Below are 387 nucleotides of genomic sequence, written 5' to 3' on the forward strand. Positions count from 1 at the left end.
GGTTTATTCGATGGGCGGCATGAAACAGACCATCAGCCGTGAAGAGTTGATAGCGCTCGGCAAGCGTTTCGGCGTTACGCCACTCGCCAGTGCGCTGGCGCTGTAAGGAGCAAACATGATCCGCAAAGCCTTTGTCATGCAGGTAAACCCCGACGCCCACGAAGAGTATCAGCGTCGGCATAATCCCATCTGGCCAGAACTGGAAGCAGTGCTGAAATCTCACGGTGCGCATAACTACGCCATCTATCTCGACAAAGCGCGTAATCTGCTGTTTGCCATGGTAGAGATTGAATCTGAAGAACGCTGGAATGCGGTTGCCAGCACTGATGTTTGCCAACGTTGGTGGAAATATATGACCGATGTTATGCCCGCTAACCCGGATAACAG

Annotated in this window: 1 protein-coding gene; it reads left to right on the forward strand. The window is 52.5% G+C overall.

All coding sequences use genetic code 11. The features are described 5' to 3' along the window. Positions 1–115: 115 nt before the first annotated feature. Positions 116–387 (forward strand): L-rhamnose mutarotase (gene rhaM, locus EVJ22_RS15355; protein ID WP_131444287.1); only part of this gene is annotated, 272 nt, incomplete at its 3' end.

The organism is Exiguobacterium sp. SH0S7 (genome assembly GCF_004337195.1).
Lineage (GTDB): Bacteria > Bacillota > Bacilli > Exiguobacteriales > Exiguobacteriaceae > Exiguobacterium > Exiguobacterium aurantiacum_A.